Raw genomic sequence first — 25410 nt, forward strand, 5'->3', positions numbered from 1 at the left:
CTCCCACAGGGACCGCACCGCCCGTGAGCGCTGCGCTGTACCTGTGGGAGCGGGTTTACCCGCGAAGAAAGCGACGCGGTCTGGCGTCAGGCGTTACCGGACAACTTCAGGCGCGCTGCCTGGGTAAAGTCCAGCATCCGGTTCAACGGCTTGATCGCCTTCGGTACCAGCGCCGGGTCGACAAAGATCTCGTTCGTGCCATTACGCAGGCAATCCAGCACACGCTCCAGGGTGTTCATCGCCATCCACGGGCAGTGCGCGCAACTGCGGCATGCCGCGCCGTTACCGGCGGTGGGGGCTTCGACGAACTCCTTGTCCGGGCACAGCTGCTGCATCTTGTAGAAGATGCCGCGGTCGGTAGCGACGATGAAGGTCTTGTTCGGCAGGGTCTGGGCAGCCTTGATCAGCTGGCTGGTGGAGCCCACCGCGTCGGCCAGCTCGATCACCGCTTCAGGCGACTCGGGGTGCACCAGAATCGCCGCATCCGGGTACAGCGCCTTCATGTCGGCCAACTGGCGTGACTTGAACTCTTCGTGAACGATGCAGGCACCGTCCCACAGCAGCATGTCGGCACCGGTTTGCTTCTGGATGTAGCGCCCCAGGTGCTGGTCCGGGCCCCAGATGATGGTTTCGCCGTTGTCCATCAGGCTTTCGACGATTTCCAGCGCGCAGCTCGAGGTCACCACCCAGTCGGCACGGGCCTTCACCGCTGCAGAAGTGTTGGCGTAGACCACCACGGTGCGCTCGGGGTGCTGGTCGCAGAAGGCTGAGAACTCTTCTACCGGGCAGCCCAGGTCGAGCGAGCAGGTGGCCTCCAGGGTAGGCATCAGCACGCGTTTTTCGGGAGTGAGGATTTTCGCCGTCTCGCCCATGAAGCGCACGCCGGCAACGATTACGGTTTCGGCCGGGTGGTTCTTGCCGAAGCGGGCCATTTCCAGCGAGTCGGACACGCAGCCGCCGGTTTCTTCGGCCAGCGCCTGGATGACCGGGTCGCAGTAATAGTGGGCGACCAGCACGGCGTTCTGGGCCTTGAGCTCGGCAGCGATGGCCGCACGGTATTCGGCCTCCTGCTCGGCTGTCAGCGGGTTTGGCTGCTTGGCGTCGAGGTGGGCCTGAACCAACAGGCGTTCGGAAATCTGGGTCATGATCGCTGGACCTGCAGGCGCGTGCGCGCGTCAAATCGAGTGTATCACCCGGCCCTGACAGATCGGCTAAGGGTGCCGGACGGCACAAAGGCCGCCACGGCCCTCTGCGGGCGCGGATTATTATCGGAGGCCGAAGGCTACAGACAATCCAGCGAATTCTAAAGTGGTTTTTGTGTTGCCTGCACTGGCCCTTTCGCGGGTGAACCCGCTCCCACAGAGTCTGCCAAACTCCTGTGGGAGCGTGTTTACCCGCGAAGAGGCCGGTACAGGCTTTCGATCAGCCCTGCGGCGACAGGGCCGCCAGGTGCGAGGCCATGAGCATCGCGAACTCTTCCACGGTCATCTTCTTGCCGTTGAAGTCGACCATGCCGTCGGCATAGTGCAGGCTGCTCACCACATCATTGCCCTGCACCGTGGCCATGCCGCTCTGCAGCGCCATCATGCCGACCATTTCCCCGGCCTGGCTCGATTGCATGGCAATGGCCTGGGCGTCGGTCTGGCCATCCAGCAGTGCCTGCAAGGTTGCCAGGTCACCGATCATCGGCTTGGACAACGACAGCTTGCTCTTCACCTCGGTGATCAGTTGCTTGCTCAACTGGTCAGGCGGCAGGTCGAAGCTGGCCGGGGCGGCGAAGCCCATCGACAGGTCGAAGCGGCTTTCACCATTGGCAGTCCTGAACGACAGGTTTTCCACCGCCACCCGGGGCTTGGCAGCCAGCAGTTTCTGCAGCTCGCCCTGGAACCTGGCCTTCTCCTCATCGTCCATCTGGATTTCCGGCACCGGCTGGCCAGCGGCAGCTGCGGCCTCGAATTCCGGCAGGTGCGCCTGGTACCACGTCGACAACGCCTGTAGCGCCGGCGCGTTGACCGACGTGATGCTCACCGCCATCTGCGCCTTGCCCACCGCACGGCCATCCCAGGTGATATCCCCGACCTTGTACTCCACGCGGCCACCCACGGTATCCGGGCCCTCAAGGGTTTGCAGGGCGTTCTGCTCCAGCCCCTTGACCACCAGCACCTGCTGTTTCGGCCCCAGGGTGACCTTGGTTTCGGCCAGTGCCAGGTCGACGTTGCCAACGTAGATGGCCTCGTGCGCGGTGGCCGCCAGCTGGCCGCCGACCTTCAGACCATTGAGCTCGAAGGTGGCAGGCGGCTGGTCATCGCGTACCAGTTTCATCACGAACCGATCGGCCTGGCCGTGGAAGCTCGAGGCCTTGCCTTTCTGGTCACCACTGACTTGCAATTGCATGCCCGAGAAGTCGAGGCTGTTACCATCCGCTTCGTCGAGCTTGACCGGGGCCAGCTGCACCTGGCTGACCACATTGCCGTCATAGCCCAGGCTGGTCTGTGCGCTGACCGGGGCCTGCTCGCCCGCTGCGGCGAACCACGGCGCGGTGGCGTCGTCCTTCTGCAGCGTGCTGTTGCTGACTGCCAGCACCGGCATCAGCTTCAGTGCCTTTACCCGCGACCAGGGGAACGGGCCGTGCTCGATCTGGTCGGTCACGCCAACGTCGAAATTCACCACTTCGCCTTCGCCCAGGTTGATATCGCGGGCCTTGAGCCGGTACTGGGCGGTACTGCTGAAGAAATGCTGCTCCAGCGACACCCGTTCGATGCTCATGCTGCCACCGGTGCTCACCAGGGCCTTCTTGAGTTCCGCGTTGCTGCGGACCAGGGCGTTGTCCAGCTCCGCAGGCAGCTGCTTGCCGGTGTACCAGGCGCCAGCGGTGGTTGCGACGGCGATGGCGATAGCCAGGCCGGAAAGGATGCCAACTGATTTCTTCATGAATAGAACCGATTGCTGTCCATATGGGCTTCGTAGGCGGCCAAGGGCCACACAGGACGCCAAGAGTACCACTGCCGCCCAGCCCTGGCGCTGGCCAGGCTCGAGAAATCCGGTTTTTGGGAAACGCCTGACAGACCTGCCAAGGGAGACCGGCACACGTTAATTTTTGCGAACACCAGAATTGATCATAACCGCAAAAAAACGCGCAAAAACCGAACAAAACCCCACTTTAATCGATAAATATTTCAATCCAGCAACATCTTGTCATGTTTAACTTGACACTAAGCTACCCATCGTTTTTTATTTTCACCACTTTGCGCGCTCCCCGCGCCCCCCCGCTGCTCCAACAATAAAGGTGAACAACATGGAGCCCACCCGCTCGCCCTTGCCGCATGCGCAGTACACCGTGCCCGCCGTTTACGCCCAGCCGCAGGAGCCATGCCAGCATGCAGCCTGACCACAGCGCTTCCGGCAACGGCCAACTCCGTAAAACCCTGCGTCTCTGGCACGTGATCATCATCGGTCTGGCCTACCTGACCCCGATGACCGTGTTCGACACCTTCGGTATCGTTTCCGGGATTACTGCCGGCCACGTACCCAGCGCCTACATCCTGGCACTGGCCGGGATCCTGTTCACCGCCGTGAGCTACGGCACCTTGGTAAGGCGCTTCCCGCAGTCGGGCTCGGCCTATACCTACACCCAGCGCGCGATCAACCCGCACGTCGGCTTCCTGGTCGGCTGGTCGTCGTTGCTGGACTACCTGCTGCTGCCAATGGTCAACGCCTTGCTGGCCAAGCTGTACCTTTCAGCCATGTTCCCGGAAGTACCGGAGTGGATGTGGGTGGCTGGCTTCGTCACCCTGATCAGCCTGATCAACATGCGCAGCGTGAACCTGGTGGCGCACTTCAACCTGCTGTTCGTGGCCGTGCAGGTGGCGATCATCGCCGTGTTCATCTACCTGTGCGTGCGCGGCCTGGACCAGGGTGAAGGGCTAGGTACCGCCTGGAGCCTGCTGCCGTTCGCCGACAATCAGACCCAGCTCAGCGCCCTGGCCGCCGGTGCGACTATCCTGTGCTTCTCGTTCCTCGGCTTCGACGCGGTGACCTGCCTGTCCGAAGAAACCCGCGACCCGGGCAAGACCATCCCTCGCGCGATCTTCCTCACCGCCCTGATTGGCGGCCTGGTGTTCATCACCGTGTCGTACTTCATCCAGGCCTACTTCCCGACCATGTCCCGCTTCCACGACCAGGAAGCGGCACTGCCGGAAATCGCCCTGTACGTCGGCGGCAAGCTGTTCCAGTCGATCTTCATCGCCTGCACCGTGATCAACACCATCGCCTCGGGCCTGGCCTCGCAGACCAGCGTGTCGCGCCTGCTGTACGTGATGGGCCGCGACAATGTGATCCCGGCCAGCCTGTTCGCCCGCCTGCACTCGCGTTACAAGACGCCAGTGCTGAATATTGCGGTGGTGGGGCTGATTTCGCTGTCGGCGATCTTCTTCGACCTGGTTACCGCCACCTCGATCATCAACTTCGGTGCACTGGTCGCGTTCAGCTTCGTCAACCTGTCGGTGATCAACCACTGCTATCTGCGTGAAGGCAGGCGCCAGGGACTTGCCAACCAGCTGACGTACCTGGTGGCCCCGACCATCGGCTTTTGCATCATCGTCTCGCTGTGGCTGGACCTGAACGCACATTCGCTGCTGTTCGGTGGCGTCTGGGCACTGCTCGGCCTGCTGTACCTGGCCTGGCTGACCAAAGCCTTCAGGGACTCCCCACCCAACTACATCGCTGAATGACCCATGCTGCCGACAACGCCCGCGCCTGATCGCGGGCGTTGCATTTGCTCGAAAAGGAAAGCCCTCATGCCGCTGCGTCGCCTCTCCATCCAGTGGAAGATCACCCTGCTCACCGGCCTGTGCCTGCTGGCCATCGTCGCCCTGCTGGTAACCACATCGCTGGCCCAGGCGCGGCGCAGCGCGGCATTGGTCAACCAGGCCAATACCGAAATGCTCGACAGCAGCGCACGCCTGCGCCTGCAGGCCCATGCCGAAACCCAGGCACTGCGCATCCAGCGCTATTTCATGGACGCCTACCAGTACGGCAATGGCTTTGCCCGCCTGGTGCAGGTGCTCAAGGCCCGTGGCGGCAACGACCTGCGCGCCGAACTGACGCGCCAGGCCCGCGCCAGCCTGGCCGGCAACCCGGATGTGATCGGCCTGTACCTGGTGTTCCAGCCCAACGCCCTGGACCCGGACAGCCAGTACCTCGGCCAGGATGCAATGGGCAGCAATGAGAGCGGGCGCTTCTCGCTGTACTGGTCACAACCCAGCCCCGGCACCCTGGAGCTTGAAGCCATGCCGGAATCGATGCTCGGAGACGCCAGCATCGGCAGCAACGGGGTAGCGAAGAACCGCTGGCTGACCTGCCCGCTGGACACCGCCAGAACCTGCATGCTCGAGCCATATCTCGACGAGGTGAATGGCCGCCAGGTACTGATGACCAGCATCGCCCTGCCGCTGCTGGAGCACGGCAAGGTGGTCGGCGTGGTCGGTCTGGACATCGGCCTGGCCAACCTGCAGCAGTTGAGCGTGGACGGCCGCCGGGAGCTGTTCGACGGCCAGGGCCAGGTCAGTATCGCCAGCGCGGCCGGTTTGCTGGCCGGCAACAGCCGCGACGACAGCAAGCTCGGCGAGCCGATGGACAAGGCGGTAGCCGACGGCCTGCTACGTGTTGCCCACCCGTTCACGCCAATCCCTGATGCAGCCCCTTGGCAGGTATTGCTGGAACTGCCGGAAAGCGTGCTGCAGGCGCCTGCCGTCGCCCTCAACCAGCGCCTGGATGCGCATAACCACAGCGCCAACCTAACCAGCCTGCTGGTTGGCCTGGGCGCTGCGGTAGTCGGTTTGCTGCTGGTGTGGCTGACTGCACGCGGGGTGACCCGGCCAATCCTGGCCGTGGCCGCGCGCCTGGAAGACATCGCCAGCGGCGAAGGCGACCTTACCCGCCGCCTGGAGTATGCCCGCCAGGACGAACTGGGCCAGCTTACCGGTTGGTTCAACCGCTTTCTCGACAAGCTGCAGCCAGTCATAGCCCAGGTCAAAGGCTCACTGCAGGAAGCCCGCGGAACCGCTGACCAGTCGGCAGCCATCGCCAGCCAGACCAGCAGCGGCATGCAGCAACAGCACCGCGAAATCGAACAGGTGGCCACCGCCGCCAATGAAATGAGCGCCACCGCCCTGGATGTCGCCCATAACGCCTCGCAGGCGGCCCAGGCCGCACGCGCTGCCGACCAAGCCAGCCGCGAGGGCCTGCAGTTGATCGACAGCACCCGAGAGGGCATCGACCGCCTGGCCGCTGGCATGAACACCGCCATGGACGAGGCGCGCGCGCTGGAAGGCCGCAGCGGGCAGATCGGATCGGTGCTGGAAGTGATCCGCACCATTGCCGAGCAAACCAACCTGCTGGCGCTCAACGCCGCCATCGAAGCCGCCCGTGCAGGCGAAGCCGGGCGTGGTTTTGCCGTGGTGGCAGATGAAGTGCGTGGTCTGGCCCAGCGTACCCAGTTGTCGGTGGAGGAAATTCGCCAGGTCATCGAAGGCTTGCAGCAAGGCACCCAGGATGTGGTGGGCGCGATGCAGCAAGGCCAGCGCCAGGCCCAGGACAGCGCCGCGCGGATGGAACAGGCGCTGCCGGCGCTACAACGTATTGGCGAGGCAGTGGCAGTGATCAGCGACATGAACCTGCAGATTGCCTCGGCGGCTGAAGAGCAGAGCGCCGTAGCCGAAGAGGTGAACCGCAATGTGGCTGGCATTCGCGATGTGACCGAATCGCTGGCAGGCCAGGCCGATGAGTCAGCGCGGATCAGCCAGGCCCTGAACCGGCTGGCCAACCAGCAGCAGGCGCTGATGGAGCAGTTCCGCGTCTAACCTGTCAGGACCAGTGCGCCTTCTTCGCGGGTGAACCCGCTCCCACAGGGTTTTGCGCCAATCTCGAAGGCGGTACCAAGTTGTGGGAGCGGGTTTACCCGCGAAGAGGCCCAGGCAGGCAACACAGCATCACCGTTTCTTCTAGAGCACATCTTATGCAAACCGCAACCAGATCCACCTTCTTCGACATCAGCAGCGAACAGGGCCTGTTACGCACCTCGATCGCCGTCACCCTGTTCATCGCCGTCATCGGCATCGCCTTCGGCCTGGCCTCCGGCTCGTTCTCCATCGTGTTCGACGGCGTTTATTCGCTGGTCGATGCCAGCATGAGCGGGCTGTCGCTGGTGGTGGTCAGGCTGATTACCGCGCATACCACCAGCGTGCAGATGTCACGCAAGTTGCGCGAGCGCTTCACCATGGGCTTCTGGCACCTGGAGCCGATGGTGCTGGCGCTCAACGGCATCCTGCTCAGCGGCGTGGCCATCTATGCGCTGATCAACGCCGTCAGCAGCCTGCTGCAAGGAGGGCGCCACCTGGAGTTCGGCATCGCCATGGTCTACGCGGTGCTGACCGTGATCGCCTGCGTGACCATCGCTGTTGTCGAGGCCCGCGCCAACCGCAAGCTGGGCTCGGACTTCGTGCGCATGGACGTCAAGGGCTGGGTGATGTCGGCCAGCATCACCGCCGCGCTGCTGATCGCCTTCTGCTTTGGCTATGCGGTGCAAGGCACATCGCTGGAGTGGGTGTCGCCGTATATCGACCCGGCGGTGCTGGCGCTGGTCTGCCTGGTGATCGTGCCGTTGCCGATGTCGGTGGTGCGCCAGGCCCTGTCGGAAATTTTCCTGGTGACCCCTGGCGACCTCAAGCTGCACGTGGATGAAGTCGCCAAGGCCTTCGTCGCACGCCATGGGTTGCAGTCGTACCGCGCCTATGTGGCCAAGGTCGGGCGCTCGCGGGAGATCGAACTGTATTTCATCGTGCCGAAGGCCATGGCCGCGAAGACCATCGATGAATGGGATGCGTGGCGCAACGAGATCGGTGATGCCGTGGGTGGTGAAGGGCCAGACCGCTGGCTGACGGTGGTGTTTACCGGGGATCCGGAGTGGGCTGAGTAAGCTGGGGGCGCTTTGCGCCCCTTTCGCCGGCAAGCCAGCTCCCACCTCGACCGCATTAGCCTCAAGTCATGCGCAAGCCCTGTGGGAGCTGCCTTGCCTGCGATGAGGCCAGTACAAGCAGCCGAAAACGAAAAAGCCCGCCACCGTTGCCGGTAGCGGGCTTTGACGTACTGCATATGGTGGGTCGTGTAGGATTCGAACCTACGACCAATTGGTTAAAAGCCAACTGCTCTACCAACTGAGCTAACGACCCGTTGGATGGCGCGTATAATACTGATTTCTAACGGGAAATCAACACCCCATCAAACTTTTTTCAAAAGTACCGCGTCGGGTCTTCGACACCAGCTGCCTTGAAGCCGTCGGCACGCAGGCGGCAGCTGTCGCATTTGCCGCAGGCACGGCCGTCATCGTCGGCCTGGTAGCAGGAAACGGTCAGGCTGTAGTCCACGCCGCGGGCCATACCGGCCTGCACGATCTGCGCCTTGCTCATGTTCTGCAGCGGCGCCTGAATGCGGAAGCCCTGCCCTTCGACGCCAGCCTTGGTCGCCAGGTTGGCCATGCGCTCGAAGGCTTCGACGAACTCGGGGCGGCAATCGGGGTAGCCGGAGTAATCCACGGCATTCACACCAATGAAGATGTCACGGGCTTCCAGCACCTCTGCCCAGCCCAGGGCCAGGGACAGGAACACGGTGTTGCGCGCTGGCACGTAGGTGACCGGGATGCCTTCACCCGGGGTTTCCGGCACGTCGATGCTGCTGTCGGTCAATGCCGAGCCACCGATGCCATCCAGGTTCAGGCCAATAACCTTGTGCTCGACCACGCCCAGGTCGCGGGCAACGCGGGCGGCGGCGTTCAGTTCGGCGCGGTGGCGCTGGCCGTAGTCGAAACTCATGGTGTAGCAGCTGTAGCCTTCGGCCTTGGCCATGGCGACCACGGTGGCCGAGTCCAGGCCGCCGGACAACAGGATTACTGCGCGTTTGTCGGTCATGTGTGCTTGCTCCTCAATCAACGTCCGGGTTCGTCGTTCCACAGCAGCTTGTGCAGCTGCAGCTGGAAGCGTACGGGCAGGTTGTCGGCGACGATCCAGTCCGCCAGCTCGCTGGCGTTCACCTGGTGGTGGCTGGGCGAGAACAACACCTCGCCGGCACGCTCGGCCAGGTTGTACTGGATCAGCTTGGAGACCGCCCAGTCATAGTCCTCACGGGAACAGATGACGAACTTGACCTGGTCGTTGCGGGTCAGCTGCTCGATGTTCTCGTAGCGGTTACGGTGCGACTCTTCGGAGCCTGGGGTCTTCAGGTCGACCACGCGGCTGACGCGGGTGTCGGTGCCGGCAATATCCAGCGCGCCGCTGGTTTCCAGCGACACCTCGTAACCGGCGTCACACAGGCGCTGCAACAGCGGCAAGGCGTTGGGCTGGGCCAATGGCTCGCCGCCGGTGACGCAAACGTAGCGCGGCTTGAAGCCGGCGACCTGCTCAAGGATCGAATCGAGGGTGCGAACGGTGCCGCCACTGAAGGCATAGGCACTGTCACAGTACTGGCAGCGCAGGGGGCAACCGGTGAGGCGCACGAATACCGTGGGCAACCCAGCCGTTCGCGTTTCACCCTGCAAAGAGTAAAAGACTTCGGTGATGCGTAATGTGTCTTGCATGCTCGCCACGGGCGTGACAGCTAAACAGGCTGCCCGCCTCCGTCAGGCACTGTCGCGGACTCGACATAGCGTTATCCGCAGCAGCGTGTTTACGAAAAAAGGGCATTGATTCTAACGAAAAAACCCGCGACAAGCGCGGGTTTCTTTCAAGCGGTACTGTTTAGAGCTTCTGCAGGTCACGCTGGGCCAGTTGCGCGGCCGAGGTGCCGGGGTACTGGGTGATGACCTGCTGCAGGATACCCTTGACCTTGTCGGTGTGGCCCATGCGGCGCTCGACGTCGGCCAGCTTGTACAGCGAATCCGGCACCTTGCTGTGCTTCGGATACTTCTGGCTGACCTGGGCGAAGGCCTGGCTGGCAGCCGGCAGGTCGCCCTTGGCCAGGTTCACTTCACCCAGCCAGTACTGGGCATTGCCGGCGTACTGGCTGTTGGGGTACTTGCGCAGGAAGGCGTTGAACGCCTGGCTGGCCTTGTTGAAGTCTTTCTGCTTGATCAGGTCGAAAGCGGCATCGTAGTAGAGCTTTTCTTTCGCCGGATCACCGGGCTCGCTACTGGCGGCCGGTTGTTGCGCAGCAGCACCTGCTGCATCGGGGGCGGCATTGGATGCACCACCACCGGAGGAATTGTCAGGGGTCGCGGCAGGCGCGGCGCCACTGTTGATGCGACGGTCCAGGTCCTGGTAACGCTCCAGGTTTTCCTGCTTCATGCGCGACACATCGTTCTGCAGCTCTTCGATGATGCCTTGCTGGCGGGAAAGCTGATCCTGCATCTGTTGCAGCTGCATGAACAGCTGGCCCTGTGCAGAGGCAGGGGCCGAAGCCCCTGACCCGGCATAGGCGCCGCTCGTGCCATAACCCGCAGGCGGATAGCTGCCTGCGTTGTCATCAACTACAGGGACCTCAGCCCAGGCCGCAAGCGGCAGGCTGAGTGCGAGGACGGTTACTACACGGCGGCCCATACGCATAAGAACTTACTTACGCAGTTCTACGCGACGGTTCTGAGCCCAGGACTGCTCGTCGTTGCCAGTGGCAACCGGACGCTCTTCACCGTAGGAGACCAGTTCCAGCTGAGCAGGGGAAACGCCCTGCAGAACCAGGTAACGCTGAACGGCCTTGGCACGACGCTCACCCAGAGCCATGTTGTACTCGCGGGTGCCGCGCTCGTCGGTGTTGCCTTCCAGGACAACGCGGTTGCCGTTGGCTTTCAGGTCCTTGGCGTGAACGTCCAGGGCGCGCATGGCTTCTGGCTTCAGGTCCGAGCTGTCGTATTCGAAGTAGAAGGTGGTGATTGCGCGCAGGGCAGCTTCTTCGCTCAGGGAGCCGTCAACAGCGCCAGTGTTGGCACCGTAGCCAGCGTTCGGATCTACAGCAGCGCCTTCGCCTGCGTTGTCACCGCCCTTCGAGGAGCAACCTACAGCTACGGCCATGGCCAGAGCCAGCGCAGCAAATTTACCAAACTTCAGCATTTCCATCGTGAAACTCCTAATGAAACCCCAGTGTGTTAAGCAAAAGTATTACGCCGCAATCAGTTCAGGTAAGGGGACCAGGACGGTTCTCTGACTTCGCCTTGAGCGGTAGGAAGTGGGAGCCTCACGCGGCCATTAAGCGACACGAGCATCAAGACTCCCCGGCCCTGCTGGCGGGTGGCGTAGATTAGCATGGTGCCGTTTGGCGCAACAGTGGGAGACTCATCAAGACTCGTTTCAGAGAGAATCTTTACACTTCCGCGTTGCAAATCCTGGGCCGCAACTTTGAAGTTGGTGAAGCCCTGCTGGCGATGGATCATCACCAGGGTCTTTTCGTCCGCCGACAGTTTCGGGTTGGCGTTGTAGTTACCCACGAAAGTTACACGCTCGGCACCACCGCCACCGACCGACTGCTTGTAGATCTGCGGCTTGCCGCCACGGTCGGAGGTGAAGTACAGGGTGTTGCCATCCTTGCCCCAGAACGGCTCGGTGTTGATGCCCGGGCCAGCGGTGACACGGCTGATCTGGCGCGAAGCCACGTTCATCACGTAGATGTCCGGGTTGCCGTCCTTCGACAGCACGAACGCCAGGCGCGTGCCATCCGGCGACCAGGCTGGCGCACCGTTCAGGCCTTCGAAGTTGGTGACCTGCTCGCGGCGACCGGTATCGATGTGCTGGACGAAGATGCGCGGACGCTTCTGCTCGAACGAGACATAGGCGATGCGCTTGCCATCCGGTGCAAAGCGTGGCGACAGGATCGGCTCGCGCGATTGCAGCAGGGTGACCGCGCGTGCACCGTCGTAGTCCGAACGCTGCAGGGTATAGCGGGTGTTGTTGGTGGAGAAGCGCTCGGCCGTCACGTACAGCATGCGGGTGGAGAAAGCACCCTTGATGCCGGTGAGCTTCTCGAACGACTGGTCGGCAATGTAGTGGGCCATGTCGCGCAGCTGGTCGACGCTGCCCGCCACGCTACCGGTCAGCACTTGCTGCTCGGTGGCGACGTTGAACAGCGCGTACTGCACCTGCAGGCGACCGCCCGACGGCACGATGCTGCCAACCATCACGTACTGCGCACCCAGCGCTTTCCAGTCACGGAAGATCACTTCGCCGGCCTGCGACGGCTGGCTGATCATGTTCTGCCGCGGAATCGGCGAGTAGTAGCCGGAGTTGCGCAGGTCGTTGCCGATGATGTCGGCCATGTCTTCCGGCAGCACGCTGCCGCCCTGCAGACCGAACGGCACTACCGCGATGGGCGTGGCCCGGTCGCTGCCGCTGGTGACCAGGATGTTCTTTTCCTCTGCCACGGCCATGCCTGCCACGCAGCACAGCATGACCAGCAGTCCTCTCAGACGTTTAATCACAACGCTAGATCCTCAGGTGTAAATGTCATCTTGAACGAACGATATTGGTTGAAATCGCTCGGCTTCATACCCTGCATCTCGGTCAGACGACCGATGTTCTTCACTGCTGCCACCGCCGAGCTGTCGTACGGGCCGTCACCACTGGACCGGGCCACGCTGACGCTGGTGATGGTACCGTCCGGCAACATGTTGATCTGCAGGACCACCGTCATGCCCTTGCGCGCGGAAGGCGGACGAGCCCAGCCCTCGGCCGCGCGCATGCGGATCAGGTCGTCGAAGTCGCCGGCCACCTGGTCACCCTGCTCGTCGGCCAGCGCCTGCTGCCGTTCGGTGGTGTCGGACAACAGCTCGGCCAGGGCCTGGGCTTTCTTGTCTTCCGCCGCCTTGCGGGCCGCTTCCTGTGCCTTTTTCTTCTGGGCATCTGCAGCGGCCTTTTTCTTGGCCTCTTCAGCTGCCTTCTTCTTCGCTTCCTCGGCTACCGCTTTCTTCTTGGCGTCCTCGGCTGCTTTCTTCTTGGCCTCTTCGGCCGCCTTTTTCTTGGCGTCCTCGGCGGCTTGTTTCTTCGCCTCTTCAGCGGCCTCTTTCTTGGCCTCTTCTTCGGCTTTTTTCTTTTCTTCCTCGGCCTTCTTCTTGGCGATGTCGGCCTGCTGCTTCTCGGCAGCCTTCTTCGCCTCTTCGGCCTTCTTGGCTTCGGCGGCTTTCTTGGCCTCGGCGGCCTTGGCGGCCTCGGCAGCTGCCTCGGCTTTCTTGGCTTCGGCGGCCTCGCGGGCCTCCTCGGCCTTTTGAGCAGCGTCGGCTTTCTTTTGTTCCGCGGCCTTCACGGCCTCCTGCTCGACCTTCTTCTGTTCCAGCTGCTCGACTTCGGTCTGGCGCGAAGCGGTTTTCTTCGCTTCCCCGGCAATCTTCTGATTGGTCTGGGTGGTCGCCTGGCTCTTGGACTTGAGCTGGTACAGGGTAGCCTGGACGATCGGCTTGGATGGCGGCAGCTCAGGCGTCATGGCAAAACTGACGAACAGCAGGGCGAACACCAGCACATGCAGGCCGATGGCCCAGATACTGGGCCAGAAGTAGCTTTCCGAGGCGGATGGCTCTCGCTGTTGCATCAGGGCGCCTCGGTAATCAGGCCAACGTTACCGACACCGGCCTTCTGCAACCCGCCCATGGCACCCATGACCGCGCCATAGTCGACAGCCTTGTCGCCACGAATGAACACCTGGGTCTGCTTGCCCTGGTCACGGCCGGCGGCAATGATCTTGGTCACCGCGTCGGTCATGGCTGGCAAGGTCATGGCCTTGTCCATCTGCTTGTCGGTATCGACTTCGCTGCCGAGGTTCCAGTAGTAGGTCTTGTCGGCCTTGATGGAGATGGTGAGGATCTGGACGTTGTTGTCCTGCGGCAAGGCTTCACTGGAAACCTTGGGCAGGTCTACCTTGACGCCCTGGTTGAGCATGGGCGCCGTCACCATGAAGATGACCAGCAGTACCAGCATCACGTCGATGTAGGGCACCACGTTCATCTCGGCGACGGGCTTGCGTTTGTGGCGAACTCGGGCCATGGGCTTCTACCTGATTACTCTTCGCTGGTGTGCACTTTGCGGTGCAGGATCGCCTGGAACTCGTCGGCGAAGGTGTAGTAACGGCCGATCAGCACTTCGCTGCGCGCCGAGAAGCGGTTATAGGCGATGACCGCCGGAATTGCCGCGAACAGGCCGATGGCGGTGGCGATCAGCGCTTCGGCGATACCCGGGGCAACCGTGGCCAGGGTGGCCTGCTGGGCACTGGCCAGGCCGCGGAAGGAGTTCATGATGCCCCATACGGTACCGAACAGGCCGATGTACGGGCTGGTAGAACCGACGGTGGCCAGGAACGGCAGGCTCTGCTCGAGTTTTTCTTCCTCGCGCGAGATGGCTACGCGCATGGCACGGGCAACGCCCTCCATGACCGCGTCCGGGTCAACGCCCGGCTGCTGGCGCAGGCGCGAGAATTCCTTGAAGCCGGCACGGAAGACCTGCTCGACACCGGAATCCGGGTCTGGGTTGCTGCCTGCCTGACGGTACAGCTTGGACAGGTCGATGCCCGACCAGAAGCGCTCCTCGAAGGCATCCAGCGCACGACGACCGGCGCGCAGCATGGTGCTGCGCTGGAAGATCATGACCCATGAGGTGACCGAGGCGGCCACCAGGGTCAGCATTACCAGCTGTACCAGCACACTGGCATTGCTGACCAGACTCCACATGGAGGTATGGTCGACGACGTTAGCTTCCACGCTTATTCTCCTGCATTCGATTGAGTACCCGAGCCGTCCGCCACAAAGGCGTCACGCAGCTCCGGGGGTATGGCTCGGGGTTTGAAAGTGTCGGCGCGCACGGCGGCCACCAGGAACTGCCCTTCGCAGAGCAGCGTTTCATCCTTTTCCCGCCAGACCTGCTGCACGAAGCGCAGGCTGGCGCGATTGAGTTCAAGTACTTGCGCGGTCACCCGCAGCTCGTCGTCCAGGCGCGCCGGCGCGTGATAGCGCGCTTCGCTGGAGTGGACCACGAACAGCAGGTTGTCTTTGGCCAACTGCGCCTGGGAAAAGCCCAGGTGCCGCAGCCGCTCGGTACGCGCGCGCTCCATGAATTTCAGGTAATTGACGTAATACACCACGCCACCGGCATCGGTATCTTCGTAATAGACTCGACAACGGTGTGCGAACGGTTCCAGGCCATTTTGCGCGCGCATACTCTAGTGCTTACTCCTCAGCTTGCCAATCCGCTGTGGCAACTGTTTTTTCTTCATTAATGTCTTATTGCCAGCGCACCCTCGGCATGCCAGCGGTAGGACCACGGAAAGCCGTTTTCGATCTGTCACTCATCGCCCGTTTCGGAAAAATCCCCACCCTCCCCCAGGCGCCCGGGCACGTTCAGGCCGAAGTGCAGGTAGGCATGTCGGGTGACCACGCGGCCGCGCGGCGTGCGCATGATGTAGCCTTGCTGGATCAGGTACGGCTCGAGCACGTCCTCGATGGTGTGGCGCTCTTCACTGATGGCTGCCGCCAGGTTGTCCACGCCGACCGGGCCACCGTCGAACTTCTCGATCATGGTCAGCAGCAGGCGGCGGTCGGAGTGGTCAAAACCGCGCTCGTCGACGTCCAGCAGGTTCAGCGCCATGTCGGCCACGGCCTTGGTGATCTGGCCCTTGCCGCGCACTTCGGCGTAGTCGCGCACGCGGCGCAGCAGGCGGTTGGCGATACGTGGCGTGCCGCGGGCGCGACGGGCGATCTCGTAGGCACCCTGGTCTTCGATGGCCAGGCCGAGGATGCCGGCGGAACGGCTGACGATGGTGGCCAGGTCCTTGTCGCTGTAGAACTCCAGACGCTGGACGATACCGAAACGGTCCCGCAGCGGGTTGGTGAGCATGCCGGCACGGGTGGTGGCACCGACCAGGGTGAACGGCGGCAGGTCAAGCTTGATCGAACGGGCCGCAGGCCCTTCGCCGATCATGATGTCGAGCTGGAAGTCCTCCATCGCCGGGTACAGCACCTCTTCGACGACCGGTGACAACCGGTGGATCTCGTCGATGAACAGCACGTCGTGCGGTTCGAGGTTGGTCAGCATGGCCGCGAGGTCGCCCGGGCGCTCGAGGATAGGCCCCGAGGTACTCTTGACCGACACGCCCATTTCCTGGGCAATGATGTTGGCCAAGGTGGTCTTGCCCAGGCCGGGCGGACCGAAGATCAGCGTATGGTCGAGCGACTCGCTGCGGCCACGGGCGGCCTGGATGAACAGCGCCATCTGCTCGCGCACCACCGGCTGGCCGATGTACTCGTCCAGCCGCAGCGGGCGGATCGCACGGTCCTGGACTTCTTCACGGTCGCGGCCACTGGCGGCGATCAGGCGGTCGGCTTCGATCACTTGGTAATCATCCCTTTCAGGCTGCGGCGGATCAGCTCCTCACTGCTCAGGCCGGCCTTGTCCTTGATCGCGGCAATCGCCTTGCTGGCTTCCTGCGGCTTGTAGCCCAGGGAAACCAGGGCGCTGACGGCATCGGCTTCGGCCGTGGATGCGCTGGCGACCGGCAGCGGCCCGTCGGAGACCAGGGTGAACATGGCCGGGGACGTTTCCCAAGCCTTGAAACGGTCCTTGAGCTCGACCAGCAGGCGTTCGGCGGTTTTCTTGCCAACACCGGGCACGCGCACCAGGGCCGAGGTGTCCTGAGCCTGCACGCAGCGCACCAGCTCGTCCACTTCCAGCCCGGACATCAGCGCCAGGGCCAGCTTCGGCCCTACCCCATTCAAACGGATGAGTTCGCGGAACAGCTCGCGCTCACGCTTTTCGGCAAAACCGTAGAGCAGGTGAGCATCCTCGCGCACCACCAGGTGGGTGTGCACGGTTACGGGTTCGCCCACCTTGGGCAGACGGTACAGCGTGGTCATGGGAACTTCCAGTTCGTAACCTACGCCGTTGACGTCGATAATCAGGTGCGGCGGCTGTTTTTCCGCCAGGGTGCCGCGCAAACGTCCAATCACGTTCCGATCCTTCCTCTCGGGGAGCCGGTCAAAGACCGCTCAACCCTATCAGCAAATGCAGCGGGTGAACGCATCACCCGAACAAAATATGTATCAGCGCATGAAGCGCCTACAGACGCAAGCGCCCACCGCGCCGCCGTGCCGTGGCCAGGCCATGCGGCACCAGGCTGGAACGGGTGTGGGCGTGGCACAGGGCGATGGCCAGGGCGTCGGAGGCGTCGATCTGCGGCTTCTGCGTCAGTTTCAGCAGGTGCATGACCATCATCATCACCTGCTCCTTGTTCGCCCCACCGGTACCGGCTACCGCCTGCTTGACCTGGGTGGCGCTGTATTCGGCGATTTCCAGGCCGGCTTCGGCGGCGGCGACGATGGCTGCGCCACGGGCCTGGCCGAGCTTGAGCGCCGAGTCGGCGTTACGGGCCATGAACACCCGCTCGATGCCCATGGTTACCGGGCCGTGCTGGGCGATGATTTCACCCACGCCACGAAAAACGATCTGCAACCGCTCGTGCAGCTCGCCGCTGCCGGTGCGGATGCAGCCCGACGCCACGTACTCGCAACCACGGGCGGTCTGGCGTACCACGCCATAGCCGGTGATGCGCGAGCCGGGGTCGATACCAAGAATCAGAGTCATAGAGCCTGTCGAAAAATTGATGCATCTCTGCAAACTGTACCGGCCCTTTCGCGGGTAAACCCGCTCCCACAGGTACTGCACCGACTCTGAATGTGGTGCAGTACCTGTGGGAGCGGGTTTACCCGCGAAAGGGCCGGTACAGGCGCTGACAAACTTGAAGAACTGGCATGGATCGCCAGGACACCTTAGCCGAGGTTTTCCATGATCTCATCGGAAATCTGGGCATTGGAGTAGACGTTCTGCACGTCATCCAGGTCTTCGAGCATGTCGATCAGCTTGAGTACTTTCTCGGCACCGTCCTGGTCGAGTTCGGCGCTGGTGGTCGGCTGCATGACGATTTCAGCGTCAGCGGCCTTGAAGCCCGCCTCTTCCAGGGCATTGCGCACGGCGTAGAAGCTGTTGAACGAGGTGAACACGTCGAACGAGCCGTCGTCGTTGGCCACCACGTCGTCGGCATCGGCTTCCATCGCCGCTTCCATCAGCGCGTCTTCTTCCACGCCCGGAGCAAAGCTGATCTGCCCCTTGCGCTCGAACAGGTAGGCCACCGAACCGTCGGTGCCCAGGTTGCCACCACACTTGGTGAAGGCATGACGCACGGCGGCGGCAGTACGGTTGCGGTTGTCGGTCATGGCCTCGACCATGATCGCCACGCCACCCGGGCCGTAACCTTCGTAACTGAGCTCTTCGACGTTGTCGCTTTCGTTGGTGCCGGCACCACGGGCCACGGCACGATCGATGATGTCGCGGCTCATGTTGGCACCCAAGGCCTTGTCCAGCGCCAAACGCAGGCGCGGGTTGGATGCCGGGTCAGCACCACCCTGCTTGGCAGCGACTGTCAGTTCGCGGATCCACTTGGTGAAAATCTTGCCTCTCTTGGCATCCTGGCGCTCTTTGCGGTGCTTGATGTTCGCCCACTTGGAATGACCAGCCATAACGACTCCGAATCCTTTGAATCACAAACAGCCCCGCCCCTGTAGGGGGCGGGACGGGAAATTGCCTGCGCCGGAACGCAAAGGCGCATCCATGTGGATGCGCCCGGGGACTGCTTACTCGACCTTGGTCTGTTCGCGCAGTCGGATGTGCAGCTCGCGCAGGGCCTTGGCGTCGACCAGGCCAGGGGCCTGGGTCATGACGCACGCGGCGCTCTGGGTTTTCGGGAAGGCGATCACTTCACGAATCGACTGGGCTCCGGTCATCAGCATGACCAGGCGGTCCAGGCCGAAGGCCAGGCCACCGTGAGGCGGTGCACCGAACTTCAGGGCGTCGAGCAGGAAGCCGAACTTCTCTTCCTGTTCTGCCGCTTCGATGCCCAGCAGGCGGAACACGGCCTGTTGCATCTCTTTACGGTGGATACGGATCGAACCGCCACCCAGCTCGGTACCGTTCAGGACCATGTCGTAGGCACGGGACAGGGCCACGGCCGGGTTGGCCTCGAGCTCGTCCGGGGTGCACTTCGGCGCGGTGAACGGGTGGTGCAGCGCGGTGAAGCTGCCGTCCTCGTTCTCTTCGAACATCGGGAAGTCGACCACCCACATCGGTGCCCACTCGCAGGTCAGCAGCTCGAAGTCGTGGCCCAGGCGGATACGCAGCGCGCCCAGGGCTTCGCTGACCACCTTGAACTTGTCGGCACCAAAGAACACGATGTCGCCATCAACGGCGCCAACGCGGTCGAGGATGGTGTTGAGGTTGGCCTCGGGGATGTTCTTGACAATCGGCGACTGCAGGCCTTCGACACCCTTGGCGCGCTCGTTGACCTTGATGTAGGCCAGGCCCTTGGCACCGTAGATACCGACGAACTTGGTGTACTCGTCGATCTTGCTGCGTGGCATGCTGGCGCCGCCAGGCAAGCGCAGGGCGGTAACGCGGCACTTCGGATCGTTGGCCGGGCCGGCGAACACCTTGAAGTCGACATCCTTGAGCTGGTCGGCAACGTCGACCAGTTCCAGCGGGATACGCAGGTCCGGTTTGTCGGAGCCGTAGCGGCGCATGGCTTCTTCGAAGGTCATGTGCGGGAATTCGCCGAATTCCAGGTCCAGCACTTCCTTGAACAGCTTGCGGATCATGCTTTCGGTCAGGCCCATGATCTCGCTTTCATCGAGGAAGCTGGTCTCGATGTCGATCTGGGTGAATTCCGGCTGGCGGTCGGCACGCAGGTCTTCGTCACGGAAGCACTTGGCGATCTGGTAGTAGCGGTCGAAGCCGGCGACCATCAGCAGCTGCTTGAACAGCTGCGGCGACTGCGGCAGGGCGAAGAAGCTGCCGGCGTGGGTACGGCTAGGCACCAGGTAGTCACGCGCGCCTTCCGGGGTGGCACGGGTCAGGATCGGCGTCTCGACGTCAAGGAAGCCGTTTTCGTCGAGGAAGCGACGGATGCTGCTGGTGATACGCGAACGCAGGCGCAGCTTGTCGGCCATTTCCGGGCGACGCAGGTCGATGAAACGGTAGCGCAGGCGGGTTTCCTCGCCGACGTCGGAGTACTCGTTCAGCGGGAACGGTGGGGTTTCCGCTTCGTTGAGCACGTTCAGCTGGTAGCCGAGGATCTCGATGGCGCCGGAAGCCATGTTGGCATTCACCGCACCTTCAGGGCGCTTGCGGACCTTGCCGGTGATCTGCACGACGTATTCGCTGCGCACGCGGTCGGCAGCGGCGAAGGTTTCGGCGCGATCCGGGTCGAACACGACCTGGGCCATGCCTTCGCGGTCACGGATGTCGAGGAAGATCACCCCGCCGTGGTCGCGGCGACGATGGACCCAGCCGCAAAGGGTGACTTCCTGGCCGTCCAGGCTCTCGTTCAGTTGGCCGCAATAATGGCTGCGCATCATGATGGTGGTTTCGCTTCTCGTGATTCGTGTATTCGGTGGAGGCCTTGGCCGCCCGGAGAGGGCTAATACTGCAAGACCCGGTCACAGCATTCAACTCAGTCGGCCTTGTCGCCGCCTGCCAGATTCTTTTTCGCCCCGGTCTTGAAGTCGGTTTCGTACCAACCGTTACCGCTCAGGCGGAAGCCTGGCACCGACAGCAGCTTCTTCAGCGCCGGCGCCTGGCAGGCCGGGCAATCGGTCAGCGGCGCGGCGCTGATCTTCTGCAGCACTTCCATGCGGTGCTCGCAGGATGCACATTGATAGTCATAAAGGGGCATGGGTGTCTCTCGTCAACCACAACGCTGGCTGCCGGGGCAGCAAAAAGCGGGATTATATATGGTTAACAAGCACTGCGCAGCCCGCCAGGCGATCAGCGCACACTTGGCGGGTCCAGCAGCCAGGCGACGCAGATCACCCGGATCAGCCCGCTGAAGTTGCGCACCCCGCCTTGTCGCAGGTGCACCTCACGGTCCACGTAGGACAGGACCGCACTGACCGAGCAGCGGTTGGCCGCGGCGATGCGCTCCAGGATACCCCAGTAGACGGCCTCCAGCCGCAGGCAGGTGGAAAAGCCGTTGAGCCGCACCGAGCGTGACACGGGCTGGGTCTGCAACATGTCGAAATCCGCCTTGAACGGGTCGATGCACTGTTTACCCGGCCAACGCCCTTGGCCAGCCACACGTTTGCTTGCTTGCATCATGCGCCACACTTCCTCGTCACAGGTACCAGGTGGCCTATGAAGCGCTGATGGGCGAGCTTAAAGCAGCGGCAAAATCTTCCTGCACAAATTGCGCAGGGTCTGTAGGAGCGGCCTTGTGTCGCGATGGGCTGCGAAGCAGCCCCAGGGTTTGAGTGCAATTGCACAAATTGCTGGGGCTGCTTCGCAGCCCATCGCGACACAAGGCCGCTCCTACAAGGGCCGATACAGCGTTGGGTATCTACTTGCCGTCGAGCAGCACCCGCAGCATCCAGGCGGTCTTCTCGTGCACCTGCATGCGCTGGGTCAGCAGGTCGGCGGTAGGCTCGTCACTGACCTTGTCCACCACCGGGAAGATGCTGCGCGCGGTACGCACCACGGCTTCCTGGCCCTGCACCAGCTGGCGGATCATCTCGTCGGCATGCGGCACCCCTTCCTCCTCTTTGATCGAGGAATGCCGCGCATAAAATGCATAAGACCCCGGTGCCGGGAAGCCCAGGGCGCGGATGCGCTCGGCAATCGAGTCGACCGCCAGCGCCAGTTCGTTGTACTGCTCTTCGAACATCAGGTGCAGAGTGCGGAACGACGGACCGGTGACGTTCCAGTGGAAGTTATGGGTTTTCAGATACAACACGTAGGTATCCGACAACAGGCGGGACAGCCCATCGACGATGGACTTGCGATCTTCTTCACTGATACCGATATCAATTGCCATGAAGTTCCCCTTTCCATAAGGCGTGAGACCCAAGCGGGTGCCGACCACTGTAGCAACACTTGGTCTGCGCCGCATGTGACATGGCGCAACACATCGCCCCTCGGGGACAGCGGTTTGAGTAGCCTGCGGCTTTACTGTTAAATAGGCATGGTGCCACCCGTGCGGATTGCCATTTGCCGGGTGCATAGGCTGGCCTGCCGCGTGTTCGCGCTCTACACCTCATGCGCACCGTGCTGCCAGCTCTTCCTGTGATCGGCCTTATCAACTGTGAGCCAACCCCATGTTCAAGATCGTCCATCTGGTGACAGGCGTGGCAGCCTTGCTGCTATCGCTCATGCCCAGCCTGAAAACCGATGCGTTACCCTTCCTGCAACAACCCGACGCGGTCTATCTCGCCCTGCTCGGACTGCTCAACCTCGTCCTGGCCCCCGTCGTGCCACTTTACTACCGCGGCGCGCGGCAACAACTGCAGCACCTGGCCTGCGCCCTGCTGGTGGTGGCTGTGGTGCTGCAGACCCTGACACTGCTGGCCCGCCCGGAAATGGGCAACCTGGCCGCACTGGTCTGCGCAGCGCTGGCCGTGGCCGTGCACCTGGCCGTGGGCTTTGCCCGCAGCCCCCGCAAGGCACGCACCAACCAGCACGCGGCGCAGGATGGTGGCAGTCGTGATACCGGCACCGTGAAATGGTTCAACACATCCAAAGGCTTCGGCTTCATCTCCCGCGACTCGGGCGATGATATCTTCGTGCACTTTCGCGCCATTCGTGGCGAAGGCCACCGCATCCTGGTGGAAGGCCAGCGCGTGGAGTTTTCCGTGATGCACCGCGACAAGGGCCTGCAGGCCGAGGATGTGGTCGCGGTAACCCGCCGCTGATCCAACTTGCAGAAACCACCCCCTGCAGGAGCGGGCATGCCCGCTCCTGCAGGGGTTCAGGTATCAATAATGAGGCGGTGGCGCCTCTTCCCCTTCGCTGCCGTACTGGCCAACCATCTCATCGTAACGTTTGATCAGCTCGGCCATCTGCAACTGCAGCCGCTCGATCACCCGCCCCTGCTCGACAACCACATCATTCAGCGCCTGAATGGTGTCATCCTGAAACGCCTGGCGGGTTTCCAGTTCGACCACTCGTGATTCAAGCGACATGTCAGATCTCCTGGTAACCGGCGAGATGCAGCCCGCGCAGGCGCTGGCGAATGGCTTGCACCTGGTCGTCGGTGTAGGCCACCGCCGGGCACTTGCCCCACACCGGTGCCGGCCAGGCGGCGTCGTCGCGCTGGCGCACGATCACGTGCATGTGCAACTGGCTGACCACATTACCCAAGGTAGCCACGTTCATCTTGTCGGCGCTGTAGCTGGCTTTCAGCGCTTCGGCCAGGCCGGTGGTTTCCTGCCACAACTGCTGCTGCTCCGCAGCATCGAGCTCGAACAGCTCGCTGATGCCGGCGCGCTTGGGCACCAGTATGAACCATGGATAGTTGGCATCCTTGCTCAGCAGCAACTGGCACAGCGCAAACTCCCCCAGCACCAGCGAATCCTGCTGCAAACGCGAATCGAGGACGAACACGGCAAATCTCCTTCAGGCAGAACCAACCCGCTTCACGCGGAAAACAGGCCTGCAAGGATACCCTGCACGTTCCCGGTAACACAGCGCTACTTTTCGCACCAAAATGAGGCCACCGATACCCCTCGCACCACACTTGTCACCCCGCGGGTGACGCTGCATGAACAAGTTGCGGTAACACATTGACTTTCATGACAGCTTTTCAATTTTAACGATTCTTGACTGTGCTACCGCATCAGGCGCCTCCCGCCCCGTGTTTACGGCACTTTCCGACCCCCGGTAGCAGGTTTTGTGAAAATTTCATGAAGCGTTGTGAATTTTGAGCACGCTTGTTGCATTCCTTTCACGCCAAGTCGGCACGACACCTGCATCGGCGGGTGAACGCGACAAATAACAACAGCGACAGTGGTTACCAGGGAGTTTCCCAACCGGAATCGGTAGTTACAGATTCTTTACGGTGAAAGAAGCAGCGCTGGTGTTGACGGCCCTTAAACCGGGGCGTGATTTGCGACATGGAACTACCTAGAAGCGACATGGTGAAAAAGTTCCGAAAAGGATGCTTATACCCATATCGCCAAGAACAGTCAGCGTGCTATACATTTTCGCCGACATAACAAGAAAGAGCTGCCCCATATAACTAGAACACTTGGACGCAGCGGTACTCTTCCTAAAAACCAAAGGAGCAAATCACGATGCGCGTGATGAAGTGGAGCATGATCGCCCTGGCCGTTGCGGCAGGGACCTCGCAGTTGGCATTGGCCTCTTCCCAGGACGAGTCCAAAGGTTTCATCGAAGACAGCAAGCTGAACGTCAAGACCCGCATGCTGTACTTCAGCCGTGACTTCCGTAACAACCCAGCCGGCACCCAGAGCCGTCGTGAAGAAACCGGCTTGGGCTTCCTCGGCACCTTCGAGTCCGGCTTCACCCAGGGCACCGTGGGTGTGGGTGTCGATGCCATCGGCATGCTCGGCCTGAAACTGGACAGCGGCAAGGGCCGCGCCGGTACCGGCCTGTTCCCTACCGGCTCTGACGGCCGTTCGCAGGATGACTACTCCAAAGCCGGCGGCGCGGTTAAATTCCGCATCTCCGACACCGTGCTGAAAGTGGGTGACCAGTTCACCGCTCTGCCGGTCTTCGCCACCGACGACAGCCGCCTGCTGCCGGAAATTGCCCAAGGCACCCTGATCACCAGCAACGAGATCGAGGGCCTGACCCTGCACGCTGGTCATTTCACCAGCCTGACCGCCCAGGAGCAGACCAACCGCGACAGCTTCGGCCTGAAGGAAGCCAACGTGGTAGGTGGTACCTACGCCTTCACCGACAACCTCAGCACCAGCCTGTACTACTCGAAGGTTGAAGACTACTGGCGCAAATACTACGCCAACGTCAACTGGGCGCTGCCGATCTCGGACAAACAAGGCCTTGTGTTCGACTTCAACATCTATGACACCAAGAGCGAAGGCTCGGCCGAGTACCGCGCATTCGATGGCGACAAGCTGGACAACCGCGCGTTCAGCCTGTCGGGCGCCTACAACATTGGCGCTCACACCTTCACCCTGGCCTACCAGAAAGTCACCGGCGACGGCGACTACGGCTATGGCATCGACGGTGGCGGCACCATCTTCCTGGCCAACTCCGTGGCCCGTTCCGACTTCAACGCCGAAGACGAGAAGTCCTGGCAGGCTCGCTACGACCTGAACTTCGCCGAATACGGCATCCCGGGCCTGACCTTCATGACCCGTTATGTACGCGGTACCGACGCCAACGTCGCCGGCACCAGCAACGGCAAGGAATGGGAACGCGACGTCGACATCAAGTACGTGCTGCAAAGCGGCCCGGCAAAAGACCTGAGCTTCCGCGTGCGTCAAGCCACCTATCGCTCTTCCGATGGCGTCTACTACGATTCCCCATCGATCGACGAACTGCGCCTGATCGTGGAGTACCCGCTGAGCATCCTGTAAGCCTGGCTTGCAGTGCCCCG

General features: G+C 62.2%; 26 protein-coding genes and 1 tRNA gene. 5 read left to right on the plus strand and 22 right to left on the minus strand.

What is annotated here, in order from left to right; translation table 11 throughout:
* Positions 1-86: 86 nt before the first annotated feature.
* Positions 87-1145: a quinolinate synthase NadA gene (gene nadA, locus NY023_RS20910; RefSeq protein WP_003254747.1), complete on the minus strand. Its 1059-nt coding sequence runs from the start codon at positions 1143-1145 to the stop codon at positions 87-89.
* Between the two features lie 277 nt (positions 1146-1422).
* The gene (locus tag NY023_RS20915) at positions 1423-2931 is read right to left on the minus strand and encodes a YdgA family protein (RefSeq protein ID WP_013973797.1); all 1509 of its coding nucleotides are present in this window, start codon (positions 2929-2931) and stop codon (positions 1423-1425) included.
* A gap of 446 nt (positions 2932-3377) precedes the next feature.
* Between NY023_RS20915 and NY023_RS20920 the strand changes: the two genes are divergently transcribed.
* The 3 genes from NY023_RS20920 (at position 3378) to NY023_RS20930 (ending at position 7975) form a co-directional block, all read left to right on the plus strand.
* Positions 3378-4730, plus strand: coding sequence for an APC family permease (locus NY023_RS20920; RefSeq protein WP_013973798.1), 1353 nt, complete (start codon positions 3378-3380; stop codon positions 4728-4730).
* 66 nt (positions 4731-4796) lie between these two features.
* On the plus strand, positions 4797-6860 hold the full coding sequence (locus NY023_RS20925; protein WP_013973799.1) for a methyl-accepting chemotaxis protein: 2064 nt from the start codon (positions 4797-4799) through the stop codon (positions 6858-6860).
* Between the two features lie 155 nt (positions 6861-7015).
* Positions 7016-7975, plus strand: coding sequence for a cation diffusion facilitator family transporter (locus NY023_RS20930; protein WP_013973800.1), 960 nt, complete (start codon positions 7016-7018; stop codon positions 7973-7975).
* Between the two features lie 177 nt (positions 7976-8152).
* On the opposite strand, the gene NY023_RS20935 is transcribed toward NY023_RS20930, so the two are convergent.
* The 18 genes from NY023_RS20935 to NY023_RS21020 all read right to left on the minus strand — a co-directional run bounded on the left by NY023_RS20935 (position 8153) and on the right by NY023_RS21020 (position 21867).
* Positions 8153-8228, minus strand: a tRNA-Lys gene (locus NY023_RS20935).
* A gap of 60 nt (positions 8229-8288) precedes the next feature.
* Positions 8289-8963: a 7-cyano-7-deazaguanine synthase QueC gene (gene queC, locus NY023_RS20940; protein ID WP_013973801.1), complete on the minus strand. Its 675-nt coding sequence runs from the start codon at positions 8961-8963 to the stop codon at positions 8289-8291.
* Between the two features lie 17 nt (positions 8964-8980).
* On the minus strand, positions 8981-9628 hold the full coding sequence (queE, locus tag NY023_RS20945) for a 7-carboxy-7-deazaguanine synthase QueE (RefSeq protein WP_015271468.1): 648 nt from the start codon (positions 9626-9628) through the stop codon (positions 8981-8983).
* A gap of 160 nt (positions 9629-9788) precedes the next feature.
* Positions 9789-10592: a tol-pal system protein YbgF gene (ybgF, locus tag NY023_RS20950; RefSeq protein ID WP_038410104.1), complete on the minus strand. Its 804-nt coding sequence runs from the start codon at positions 10590-10592 to the stop codon at positions 9789-9791.
* Positions 10593-10598: 6 nt separating this feature from the next.
* A complete protein-coding gene (gene pal, locus NY023_RS20955) occupies positions 10599-11099 on the minus strand; it encodes a peptidoglycan-associated lipoprotein Pal (RefSeq protein ID WP_003254755.1) in 501 nt (166 codons plus the stop codon).
* 53 nt (positions 11100-11152) lie between these two features.
* A complete protein-coding gene (gene tolB, locus NY023_RS20960) occupies positions 11153-12424 on the minus strand; it encodes a Tol-Pal system beta propeller repeat protein TolB (RefSeq protein ID WP_013973803.1) in 1272 nt (423 codons plus the stop codon).
* Between the two features lie 26 nt (positions 12425-12450).
* Positions 12451-13557, minus strand: coding sequence for a cell envelope integrity protein TolA (tolA, locus tag NY023_RS20965; RefSeq protein ID WP_013973804.1), 1107 nt, complete (start codon positions 13555-13557; stop codon positions 12451-12453).
* Positions 13557-14009, minus strand: a complete 453-nt coding sequence (gene tolR, locus NY023_RS20970) for a protein TolR (RefSeq protein ID WP_003254760.1) — start codon at positions 14007-14009, stop codon at positions 13557-13559. Before tolR ends, tolA begins: the two co-directional genes overlap by 1 nt.
* 14 nt (positions 14010-14023) lie before the next feature.
* Positions 14024-14719: a protein TolQ gene (gene tolQ / locus NY023_RS20975; RefSeq protein ID WP_015271471.1), complete on the minus strand. Its 696-nt coding sequence runs from the start codon at positions 14717-14719 to the stop codon at positions 14024-14026.
* A 2-nt stretch (positions 14720-14721) separates the two neighbouring features.
* Complete coding sequence (ybgC, locus tag NY023_RS20980) at positions 14722-15174, minus strand: tol-pal system-associated acyl-CoA thioesterase (RefSeq protein ID WP_023662944.1); 453 nt, start codon at positions 15172-15174, stop codon at positions 14722-14724.
* 125 nt (positions 15175-15299) lie between these two features.
* On the minus strand, positions 15300-16346 hold the full coding sequence (ruvB, locus tag NY023_RS20985; protein WP_004375289.1) for a Holliday junction branch migration DNA helicase RuvB: 1047 nt from the start codon (positions 16344-16346) through the stop codon (positions 15300-15302).
* A complete protein-coding gene (gene ruvA / locus NY023_RS20990) occupies positions 16343-16960 on the minus strand; it encodes a Holliday junction branch migration protein RuvA (RefSeq protein WP_015271473.1) in 618 nt (205 codons plus the stop codon). Before ruvA ends, ruvB begins: the two co-directional genes overlap by 4 nt.
* A 109-nt stretch (positions 16961-17069) precedes the next feature.
* Positions 17070-17594, minus strand: a complete 525-nt coding sequence (gene ruvC / locus NY023_RS20995; RefSeq protein ID WP_004375291.1) for a crossover junction endodeoxyribonuclease RuvC — start codon at positions 17592-17594, stop codon at positions 17070-17072.
* Positions 17595-17779: 185 nt separating this feature from the next.
* On the minus strand, positions 17780-18526 hold the full coding sequence (locus NY023_RS21000; RefSeq protein WP_013973810.1) for a YebC/PmpR family DNA-binding transcriptional regulator: 747 nt from the start codon (positions 18524-18526) through the stop codon (positions 17780-17782).
* A gap of 114 nt (positions 18527-18640) precedes the next feature.
* Positions 18641-20416 carry an aspartate--tRNA ligase gene (aspS, locus tag NY023_RS21005; protein ID WP_013973811.1) on the minus strand — a complete coding sequence of 592 codons (1776 nt, stop codon included), beginning with the start codon at positions 20414-20416 and terminating at the stop codon, positions 18641-18643.
* A gap of 95 nt (positions 20417-20511) precedes the next feature.
* Positions 20512-20733 carry an FmdB family zinc ribbon protein gene (locus tag NY023_RS21010; RefSeq protein ID WP_003254776.1) on the minus strand — a complete coding sequence of 74 codons (222 nt, stop codon included), beginning with the start codon at positions 20731-20733 and terminating at the stop codon, positions 20512-20514.
* Between the two features lie 92 nt (positions 20734-20825).
* A complete protein-coding gene (locus tag NY023_RS21015; protein WP_024087590.1) occupies positions 20826-21155 on the minus strand; it encodes a ribbon-helix-helix domain-containing protein in 330 nt (109 codons plus the stop codon).
* Between the two features lie 238 nt (positions 21156-21393).
* The gene (locus tag NY023_RS21020; protein WP_013973814.1) at positions 21394-21867 is read right to left on the minus strand and encodes a Dps family protein; all 474 of its coding nucleotides are present in this window, start codon (positions 21865-21867) and stop codon (positions 21394-21396) included.
* 280 nt (positions 21868-22147) lie between these two features.
* Here NY023_RS21020 and NY023_RS21025 point away from each other — a divergent pair, with 280 nt between their 5' ends.
* Complete coding sequence (locus NY023_RS21025) at positions 22148-22741, plus strand: cold-shock protein (protein WP_013973815.1); 594 nt, start codon at positions 22148-22150, stop codon at positions 22739-22741.
* 63 nt (positions 22742-22804) lie between these two features.
* Here the strand turns inward: NY023_RS21025 and NY023_RS21030 are convergent, their stop codons facing one another.
* On the minus strand, positions 22805-23011 hold the full coding sequence (locus tag NY023_RS21030; protein WP_023661808.1) for a SlyX family protein: 207 nt from the start codon (positions 23009-23011) through the stop codon (positions 22805-22807).
* A 1-nt stretch (position 23012) separates the two neighbouring features.
* A complete protein-coding gene (locus NY023_RS21035; RefSeq protein WP_013973817.1) occupies positions 23013-23432 on the minus strand; it encodes an HIT family protein in 420 nt (139 codons plus the stop codon).
* 689 nt (positions 23433-24121) lie between these two features.
* Here NY023_RS21035 and NY023_RS21040 point away from each other — a divergent pair.
* The gene (locus tag NY023_RS21040) at positions 24122-25390 is read left to right on the plus strand and encodes an OprD family porin (protein WP_013973818.1); all 1269 of its coding nucleotides are present in this window, start codon (positions 24122-24124) and stop codon (positions 25388-25390) included.
* The last annotated feature ends 20 nt before the right edge of the window (positions 25391-25410 follow it).

The organism is Pseudomonas sp. NBB (assembly GCF_032701105.1).
Classification (GTDB): domain Bacteria; phylum Pseudomonadota; class Gammaproteobacteria; order Pseudomonadales; family Pseudomonadaceae; genus Aquipseudomonas; species Aquipseudomonas asiatica.